Origin of the sequence: Nostoc sp. (assembly GCF_036919595.1) — a bacterium.
Classification (GTDB): Bacteria; Cyanobacteriota; Cyanobacteriia; order Cyanobacteriales; family Nostocaceae; genus Nostoc.
Genome location: NZ_JBALCO010000089.1, coordinates 34,549 through 44,500 on the forward strand (window position 1 = coordinate 34,549; position 9,952 = coordinate 44,500).

The window sequence follows — 9,952 nt, forward strand, 5'->3', positions numbered from 1 at the left end:
AAGTTGGGAAACCGCTTGGGCGCACTGCCTCCTTTATGCCTCTTAACCCGTCCACCGCAGTGGCTGCCTATGAGTGACTGCTGTTAGCGAGGAACGAGCGTCACCCGAAGGAATTGAAAGAAAAATTTAAAATCTAAAATCTAAAATCTAAAATTGAATGACTCCTAACCTTAATACCCCAGTGGCGAGAGTGTTTGCTGTTGTGTTTCAGAATTTGGCGTTGTATTAGACGATGCTGGCTTCGGACTATGAGATGCTGGAGGCAAGAAAATCATCCCTTGAGGAGTCGGCGATACCAGTCCTGCTGCTGGTTGTTCTGCTTCATCAGCGATTTTATTTGTCAGCGTCGCGTTAGTAGTCGTTAGCAGCCGCTCATGACGTTGGAGGTTTTGCAGTCTGCGATATGACTGACTCCAAAGCTCTTGAGAATATACCGTCCAGCCATAAACAGCAAGTGTCGATGTTACTAACAACAACGCCAAAGCTGACGAATAACGATCAAAGATGTACAAGCGCAGCAACCATAACGGTGCCGCTCCAGAATTAGGCATTATGGGAAGGCGAAGAAAACCTACCCTCGGACTCTTCTGATTCGCACTCGACTGCTGATTGAGATTTGGCAGTTGTTGTCTACCCAACTCTTTCACAGATTTGGGCAAAACTGCCTCATTTGTGGGAGAAACCGCGAAACTTTTCGAGGAACGCTGTTGTCTTTGAGAAAATACTGGTGCAGCTTGAGCAGCGGGTGTAGAAGCGCTCCGTGCTGCTGACTCCAGACGCAAAGAACGTCGCCTCCCTAAAGAAAGGATAGAATCTCGCCGGAACCAAGTACCTCTTGTAGAAACAGCAGATTTACGAGCAACTACCATAAATTTTTTTAGATGGGAAATATTGTACTTTAGATTGATTGTCTGTTTTTGCTGAGGTTAAAATTGCCTTCTGTGCAACAAGCACACATAACACACTACACCCTTTTAACTGTTCTGATAGGTAGCTATACCAATGTTTGCATCCTCTAGATATTGCAATGTTTCCAATCAGCGATTAGTAACTGGACAGCTTGCCCTTTAAATATCGCACCTAAAGTATGGCAATGCGGGGCAGCAAAATGCAATACTCCGTAAAAAAAAATAAAATTTTTTGCTATCGTAGCTCGGTTTGCTAGAAAATTTGGGAATTTCCGTTTTGCTCCTGAGTTAAGAGAAACTAATCAGATGGCTGTATGATACCTAATCTGAAAAAAATACCCCAAAAGATTGTTTTTTAAGTATGTAATCTCACAGCATTTAAAAAAAAGCAATAAATACGGTATCGTATTCAACAGGTGAAAAATTGTTCTAGCCGCAATTGGTGAAAGAGGAGTTATGAAAACAAAAATCTTTGGTTTGGCTGTAATGTTAAGTCTGGCGACAATTCTCGGAGCCTGTGAAGGCGGTGGTGATGGTGCTGGTACTACTACTAGTACTCCAGCTGCTACAGGTGAACCAACTGATGCACCTGCTACTGGGTCTAGCCCTACCGTTACTCCCCTAACTACTCCCGCAGCTACTCCCGCAGCTACTCCCGGAGCTACTCCCGGAGCTACTCCCAAAGCTACTTCCACTACTAAGCCCACTAGTAGTCCTAAATAAGGCACCGTAAGCTTTAGTTGGATTTACGCACACTCTATGAATTCTTCTCTTCTCTACGAGAGGCTGTGCCGACGAGACCTTCCGCGTTGGTGTTGGCGGAGCCTCTCGTAGAGAAGGCGCTTTTAGCGTGAACTTTTGGAGAGGCTAGACCTTGCCCTAGCGTCTGGTAGAGAAGGCGGTAGCCTGCGGCATGCCACTACGTGTCTACGATAAATAAAGTTTTTTACCCATTTTTGCGTAAGTCCTGTTTGGTTGAAATCATGCCAAAAACAGCTTAATAATAACGCTCATTACCATATAGCTTGAATTAATTAGGTTCACGTAAAAACCTGCATATTTTCTATTGGTGTATCAAAGCCTAGAGTTTGCTCAAATATCAGCTAAGTAGGGCAGCCAGAAAAGGATATTGTTGATGAGGGTTAACTCTTTAACCAAGTGTCTGCCTGAAATTATCACCTGACCGAACCTTGTTCCAAGTCCAAGGGAGTTGAGTTCTGTAAATCTAAGCGAGCTTGTGGGCAAGGTACTTGCCTCATTTTGTGTTTGGAATGGCTTGGACTACTGAGTTTTGAGAGGACAAAATAATTCATTGCGATCGCTGGCAATTGCTCAAAAGCATTTACTGTAGTCTATTCCTGATCACGAGAGACCTAGTAATGTCCCTTGATATTGCCAGATTTTTCTTGGAAAAATTCTCATGTCTAGTTTTAAAATTGGGCATGGGGGAGCCACTGCATTGTCCAGATTTCCCGGCTTGTACTCCTACAGGGATCTTCGCTAGCAAAAGCGTCTTACGCCACTTGCTCTACTTGGGAGAGGGCCTGCCGTAAAATGCCCAAACGCAACAGCGTCTCCTGTCTTGAGAAGAGCTGTAGGGAAAAGCAAGTGGCGTCATGGGGCATGGGAAAAACAGATTTTCATCCTGCGTTGTGAACGCAGTCCAGGAAATGGGGAGAGTTAAAGCGAGAAAGGCGATAAAATTACTAAGTATAATTGTAATTAGTGCAATGTTGGTTGGATTAAGTAGCCATTGGGGATCAGCGGTAATAGCATTACCACCACCAGAGGACACACCAGAAGAAATATTACGCACAAAGATTATCATAGAAGCGCGATCGCCTATTGATGGGAAATTCCTAACAGCTGCTGAATACGTCCAATTGCAAGCGCAGCTGCAAGAAGCCCCGCGACCTAAACTAGACCCCAAAATTCGGGAACAGATTTTCTTGCTTCGCCTACGTAAAACATTATTGCAGTTTTTCCCATTTTTAAATTTTTGATAAATTACTTAAGGGTCAAAAGTCAAGAGCTTTCCCCCATGCCCTATTTGGGCCATACCCCAAAAAGATTGATCACTCATTCTGAGGTACGATAACGGTGGCGAGAAAATTGCAAATAAATGTAAAGAATATATAAATATATATAGATGTGAAAAAAGTAGATTTAGTCAATCACGTTATTTCATTTAGGTAGCCTCATGTCCATGACCACGATCGCCTCTGAACAGGTTAACCGTATCGTTTGGAATCAGCATAACGATCCCTTTGAAATACTAGGTTCTCATCCCATAGAACAAGATGGCAAAACTGTCTGGGCTGTGCGGGCCTACCTACCAAATGCAAGTGCAGCATGGGTTGTTCTTCCTGAAGAACGCAAGGAATACCCAATGCAAACAGTGCATCATCCCCATTTTTTTGAATGCACAATTGAGATTCCAGAACTGGCAAACTACCAGTTACGCATTAAAGAAGGGGAAAATGAGCGTGTCACCTATGACCCTTATGCTTTCCGTTCTCCCAACTTGACAGACTTTGACTTGCATTTATTTAGTGAAGGCAACCATCACCGGATTTACGAGAAACTGGGAGCGCACCCCACGGAAATAGGCGGCGTTAAGGGCGTTTATTTTGCTGTTTGGGCACCCAACGCCCGTAATGTTTCATTGCTGGGAGATTTCAACCTCTGGGATGGGCGCAAACACCAGATGCGTAAAGGCCCCACGGGAATTTGGGAATTATTTATTCCTGAAATCGGTGTGGGAGAGCATTACAAATATGAAATCAAAAATTTTGAAGGGCACATTTACGAGAAATCCGATCCCTACGGTTTCCAGCAGGAAGTCCGCCCGAAAACTGCATCCATTGTCACTGATTTAAATGCTTATAGTTGGAATGACGAAGACTGGATGGTAAAACGGCGTCGCACTGACCCCCTTACCCAGCCAGTTTCAGTCTACGAAGTGCATTTAGGCTCTTGGTTACACGCTTCGAGTGCTGAACCTGCTAAACTGCCAAATGGCGAAACCGAACCTGTAGTTGTCGTTTCTGGACTGAAGCCGGGCGCACGCTTCCTTACCTACCGGGAACTGGCAGAAAAACTCATTCCCTATGTCAAAGACTTGGGATACACCCATCTAGAATTGCTGCCCATTGCGGAGCATCCCTTTGATGGTTCTTGGGGTTATCAAGTAACTGGGTACTATGCCCCCACCTCCCGTTTTGGCAGCCCCGAAGATTTCATGTATTTTATTGACAAATGTCATGAAAATGATATAGGGGTAATTGTAGATTGGGTTCCTGGTCACTTTCCCAAAGATGGACATGGTTTAGCTTTCTTTGATGGTAGCCACCTATACGAACACGCTGACCCCCGCAAAGGTGAACATAAAGAATGGGGTACTTTGGTGTTCAATTACGGTCGTCATGAAGTTAGTAATTTCCTCGCAGCAAATGCTCTCTTCTGGTTTGATAAGTACCACATTGACGGGGTTCGTGTCGATGCTGTTGCCTCGATGCTCTATAACGACTATTGCCGCGAACCAGGAGAATGGCTGCCCAACCAGTATGGCGGCAGAGAAAACCTAGAAGCAGCAGATTTTCTGCGTCAGGTAAATCACATTATCTTTAGCTATTTCCCCGGTGTTCTCTCAATTGCTGAAGAATCGACTTCCTGGCCAATGGTATCTTGGCCCACCTACACAGGCGGATTGGGCTTTAACTTGAAGTGGGATATGGGCTGGATGCACGATATGCTGGATTACTTCAACATGGATCCTTGGTTCCGTCAGTTCCACCAAAACAATATCACCTTTAGTATGTGGTACAACCACAGTGAGAACTTCATGCTGGCCCTGTCTCACGATGAAGTAGTGCATGGCAAGAGCAATATCATCGGTAAAATGCCGGGGGATACATGGCAGAAGTTAGCTAATGTGCGTTGTTTATTTGCCTACATGTTTGCTCACCCAGGCAAGAAAACCATGTTTATGAGCATGGAGTTTGGGCAGTGGAGTGAGTGGAATGATTGGACAGATTTGCAATGGTATTTATTGCAGCATGAGTCGCACCAACAGTTAAAAACGTTTTTCCACGATTTGAACCATCTCTACCGTTCTGAACCAGTTTTGTACACGCAGGATTTTGCCCAAGCGGGGTTTGAGTGGATTGACTGTAGCGATAACCGCCATAGTGTAGTTGCCTTCATGCGTCGTGACAAGGATTCTGATGATTTTGCGATCGTGGTTTGCAATTTTACACCGCAACCCCATTCTCACTACCGCATCGGTGTACCGCAAAAGGGATTTTATACCGAGTTGTTCAATAGTGATGCGCGTAAATATGGTGGCAGCAATATGGGCAACTTAGGTGGTAAGTGGACGGATGATTGGTCTTTGCACAGTCATCCCTATTCGCTGGATTTGTGTTTGCCACCTTTGGGTGTGCTGATTCTCAAGTTGGATAAGGAGAAGACTGCTGAGGCATTGCAATAACAATTAAGGGTGGGCGTCTAGTCTAGCCCGCTCTTAATTAAGGGCGGACAAGATGTCCACCCCACAAGATTGGATAATTTCTTTGTTGGTAATTTTCAAAGACTCATTAACGAGTATCAAAGGTGGATGAATCTAGTTCAAACACTCGTTAATGAGTATCAAAGGTGGATGAACAAAGCTAAAAGACTCATTAATGAGTATCAAAGGTGGATGAACAAAGCTAAAAGACTCATTAATAAGTATCAAAGGTGGATGAATCCAGTTCAAACACTCGTTAATGAGTATCAAAGGTGGATGAACAAAGCTAAAAGACTCATTGATGAGTATTAATTTCTCAAGAGCCGGAAGTTTTTGCTGCTCTGCCTATACTAATAGCTTTAAAACGATCGCTCAACAGTTCTGCTACAGTCTTTAAGCCTGGAGTCTTTTTCGCTGCTGTCTTGACGTAATCATAAACTGTCAAACTGCCGAGCATCGCTTCGCTACCGACTGCCAATAGCGTATCATCTATTCGTTCGGTGAGTTGCCGCATTGAGATTAAAAGTTCGCTGAGTGTGGTGGCTAGTTGATAATCCCGGATAAATTCCTCAATGTCAAAGCTGGCTGGGAAAATCTCACGGTTAGACTGAGCAGCGTTGACGCTATTGTTCACAAAGGCTAGGCTTTTATCGCCCATTTTGAATAACTTGCGGCGTTCTTGGGCAGTTAAAGCAATCAGAAAGGGCATCTTTTGTTCGATTATTTGTAGCGCTGCTTTAATTTCTTGGATATCTTCTGGCGAAAGAGTGCCTGCAATCTTTTGATAAGCCATCGTATAATTACCTGGGGATACTAAAGAGTTAGTAGCAATATTGGCAAAGTATATGATTCCCAGAGTAAATGCGATGTCTACAACGGGCTACGCTTACGCACATCTTCTGAAGAGATTATTGAACAGACTATGCTGTTGGTTAAACCAATAAAGTATAACTTAGGATTATTTGGGTAGATGTTGAGCGATGCCTACGGCGGTAAACTACGCTCTTTTGGAGTTATGCTACTTTTTCGGAAGTTGAAATAGTAGATTACTACTGACGCTTGGAAATAATCATGAACAAGAACCGTCTGCCAAATATCTACCCTGGAGAAATCCTACAACTAGAATTTTTAGAGCCATTAAATATCACCCCTTATCGATTAAGCAAAGATATAGGTGTAGCTCAAACAAGAATTAGTGAAATTTTCTCTGGAAAACGCACTATTACAGCAGATACAGCTTTGCGTTTATCTCGCTATTTTGGTAACAGCGCTCAGTTTTGGTTAAATTTACAAACGCAATACGATATCCGTCAAGCTCTTGAAGAAAATGCAGAAGTTTATAATCAAATACCGACACTTTCGTTTAATGATGTAACTTGAGTTTGTCAAGTAAAATTTTAAATCTTGTAGGTTTCAGTTGCTCAAAGCACTTAGCAATCTTTTTGGCTAAAGCTTGGTTTGCAAAAGCATAAATCTCCTCTGCTTCAGCAGATAAAATAAGGCTATACATCAGACCGAATCGTTCTCCAAGTTTTTACCCGACCCTCAGCAACATCTTTTTTACCCCTCTCGAAAGATTCAATAAATCCAGGAATATCAACTAACTCTTGGGTAGCGTCTTCACTTTCTTTATCTGCTAAATAAGCTAAGAAGTCAGCAACCAGTTGTAGGCGTTCTGAAGACAATCTATCTAGATATTGGTCGATTTATTGACGAACTTCTGTGTTGTTCATATTTTTGAAACTCTTTTACTTCTCAAATTCTGCCAACTTCTCTTGAGCAAAGTTTCGCACTTCCTCATCTGGGTCATTCTCTGCTTTGTCGTGCAACAGTGGTAAAGTCTGGGAGTGTTGAGGAAATTGCTTGATAATTATCTCCAGCGCAACCCGCCGAGGATTGGTTTCATTGTCTTGCTTACGCTCAAAGGGGTCATTGACAACGCAGTTGTAGTAAATTTCAAACAACTCAGGCTGATTTCTGAAGTATTTAGCTAATGCTTCGATGGCTGCACGTCGCACATACTCATGATTATCAGTGGCCCGGTCTTTGAAAATCGAGCAGGTGTCTGGGTCATCTTTGAAATTGCTGGCTAATGCTTCGATAGCTGCACCTTGCACATACCCATGATTATCAGCAGTGGCGCGGTCTTTGAAAAACGAGCAGGTATCAAGGTTATCAGGGAAATTACTAGTTAATGCTCGGATGGCTGCACTTCGCACATACTCATGATTATCAGCAGTGGCGCGGTCTTTGAGAAACGAGTGGGTGTCCGGGTCATCTTTAAAATTGCTAGCTAATGCATGGATGGCTGCACGTCGCATAAACTCATGATTATCAGCAGTGGCGCGGTCTTTGAGAATCGAGCGGGTGTCCGGGTCTTCTTTGAAATTGCTGGCTAATGCTCGGATGGCTGCACCTCGCACAAACTCATGATTATCAGCAGTGGCGTGGTCTTTGAGAAACGAGTGGGTGTCCGGGTCATCTTTGAAATTGCTGGCTAATACTCGGATGGCTGCACCTCGCACATACTCATGATTATCAGCAGTGGCGCGGTCTTTGAGAATCGAGTGGGTGTCCGGGTCATCTTTGAAATTGCTGGCTAATGCATCGATGGCTGCTTCTCGCACAAACTCATGATTATCAGCAGTGGCGCGGTCTTTGAGAATCGAGTGGGTGTCTGGGTCATCTTTAAAATTGCTGGCTAATGCTCGGATGGCTGCACCTCGCACAAACTCATGATTATCAGCAGTGGCGCGGTCTTTGAAAATCGAGCGGGTGTCCGGGTCTTCTTTGAAATTGCTGGCTAATGCTTTGATGGCTGCTTCTCGCACATCCTCATGATTATCAGCAGTGGTGTGGTCTTTGAGAAAGGAGTGGGTGTCCAGGTCTTCTTTGAAATTACTGGCTAATGCTTCCATGAGTGTATCTTGCACATACCATTCATTATCGGCAGTGGCGTAGTGTTTTAGAAACGAGCAAATGTCTGGGTCTTCTTTGAAATTACTGGCTAATGCTTCGATGGCTGCACCTCGCACATGCCGATGATTCTCAGCAGTGGTGCAGTCTTTGAGCCAGTGTAAAGTCTCACGGTTGTCTTTCCAAATTGCAGTGACTATTGCAATTGCTTGAGTGCGAATTTTTATAACTAGTATAGTTTCTTTGTAATTTCCTATTGGTCTATAATAATACCAGAGGTCATATTTAGTTAAGTCTTGTAGCTTATTAAGCAATTTATTAGCCACTGACGCAATCACCGAGCGATTTCTCACTTCTGCAAGACACTTAGCAGCTAAAAACAAGTTGATAAACTTTTCCTCTTCGCCATCTTGCTTCATCAAGTACTCAAGAATTTCACCAACAAACTTAACATCAATCATTCCCGCAATTAACAGCAATACCTCATGCCAAGTTTCATCTTGCCAGTGTTTGCCAAAAACTTCAGTTTTGAGATCCTCAATTGTAATGCTGCGTTCCTTCTCAAACTGCCAGACAAACTCCCAAGCACAGAAATATTCTAAAAAAGTCCGATGCACGAAGGCATAGTAATCTGCACCCAAGAAACATAAAATAAAATTGCGAGTCCGCAGTTGATTAATCATCACCCGCGCAATTTCTCTAGCTTGAGTGATTTCTAGACTTTTGAAATAGTCAGTCAAAATCTTCTCTAAATCACCTACACTAATCAAATTGCCAGCCAAACCTTTATCGCCGATTTGCATATGATAGGCAACCTGACGCAACATTGCTTGCTTATCTTTATAATGAATAATTTTAGGATCTAACCTCTTGTCTTCTTGCAAAGCACGTTCCACATCCCATTGATGCAGCAGTACCCGCGATGCTTGATTATAAAGTTCGGCTCTATCTCTTGGCAATTCCTGATTCCGATTCAGAATCGCCATCATCGTCAACAACAGAGGATTTCCTGCTAGTTCTGCAATAGATTGTGAAGTCTTAATCCCGATTTGCAGCCGTTCCCGTTTTCTAACTTTATCCGCAGTATCGATAAAAGTTAACTCATGCCAGCGGTAAATAAAATCCTGAATTTGTTCTGGTTCTAAATCTTGCAATATAAAGTGGTGAAACTCAGCATCCCGCAAACGTTGCGGTTTGTAGCCAATCACGCGAGAAGTGACAATAACCTGCACATCACGATATTCATTAGTGAAACGATGAATATCAGTAATTACATCTTCTCGTTGAGCAGGATCAAATACCTCATCCAAACCATCGAACATCACCAAAGCCTTACCACTCTTTAGCTGTTCGTGCAGTTGATGTTGGTTGAGGTGAGAAATCGCACCACTACATTTATGAAAAAATTCGAGAAAATTATCACATTCTTTATCCTCCCGCCGCCGCATATAAGTGCGTAACTCAATCAGCACAGGAATCGGTAGAGAAAAAGAATTATTCAGAGGACTCCTAGCCCAATTTAAGGGTCTTGTCCACTTTTGGTGATCATGTTTGGGGATGCTCTCAATTGAGCGATGGTGCAAGCACCCGCCAAGCGCGATCGCAAAAGATGAATTTT

At 43.3% G+C, this 9,952-nt stretch carries 8 protein-coding genes; 4 read left to right on the forward strand and 4 right to left on the reverse strand.

From position 1 onward, the window contains the following. Nucleotides 1-170: 170 nt before the first annotated feature. Entirely contained in the window at nt 171-869 is a 699-nt protein-coding gene (locus V7K21_RS12965; RefSeq protein WP_335174791.1) for a hypothetical protein, read from the reverse strand. 495 nt (nt 870-1,364) lie between these two features. Here V7K21_RS12965 and V7K21_RS12970 point away from each other — a divergent pair, with 495 nt between their 5' ends. The 3 genes from V7K21_RS12970 to glgB all read left to right on the forward strand — a co-directional run bounded on the left by V7K21_RS12970 (nt 1,365) and on the right by glgB (nt 5,400). Next, nucleotides 1,365-1,631, forward strand: a complete 267-nt coding sequence (locus tag V7K21_RS12970; RefSeq protein WP_335174793.1) for a hypothetical protein — start codon at nt 1,365-1,367, stop codon at nt 1,629-1,631. 947 nt (nt 1,632-2,578) lie between these two features. After that, complete coding sequence (locus V7K21_RS12975; protein ID WP_335174806.1) at nt 2,579-2,911, forward strand: hypothetical protein; 333 nt, start codon at nt 2,579-2,581, stop codon at nt 2,909-2,911. A gap of 197 nt (nt 2,912-3,108) precedes the next feature. Continuing rightward, a complete protein-coding gene (glgB, locus tag V7K21_RS12980; RefSeq protein ID WP_335174795.1) occupies nt 3,109-5,400 on the forward strand; it encodes a 1,4-alpha-glucan branching enzyme in 2,292 nt (763 codons plus the stop codon). Between the two features lie 334 nt (nt 5,401-5,734). On the opposite strand, the gene V7K21_RS12985 is transcribed toward glgB, so the two are convergent. After that, nucleotides 5,735-6,211, reverse strand: a complete 477-nt coding sequence (locus V7K21_RS12985; RefSeq protein ID WP_335174797.1) for a hypothetical protein — start codon at nt 6,209-6,211, stop codon at nt 5,735-5,737. A 278-nt stretch (nt 6,212-6,489) separates the two neighbouring features. Between V7K21_RS12985 and V7K21_RS12990 the strand changes: the two genes are divergently transcribed. Beyond that, on the forward strand, nt 6,490-6,798 hold the full coding sequence (locus tag V7K21_RS12990) for a HigA family addiction module antitoxin (RefSeq protein WP_335174799.1): 309 nt from the start codon (nt 6,490-6,492) through the stop codon (nt 6,796-6,798). A 122-nt stretch (nt 6,799-6,920) separates the two neighbouring features. Here the strand turns inward: V7K21_RS12990 and V7K21_RS12995 are convergent, their stop codons facing one another. Then, entirely contained in the window at nt 6,921-7,103 is a 183-nt protein-coding gene (locus V7K21_RS12995; protein ID WP_335174801.1) for a hypothetical protein, read from the reverse strand. Between the two features lie 63 nt (nt 7,104-7,166). After that, entirely contained in the window at nt 7,167-9,806 is a 2,640-nt protein-coding gene (locus V7K21_RS13000) for a HEAT repeat domain-containing protein (RefSeq protein ID WP_335174803.1), read from the reverse strand. Between the last annotated feature and the right edge of the window lie 146 nt (nt 9,807-9,952).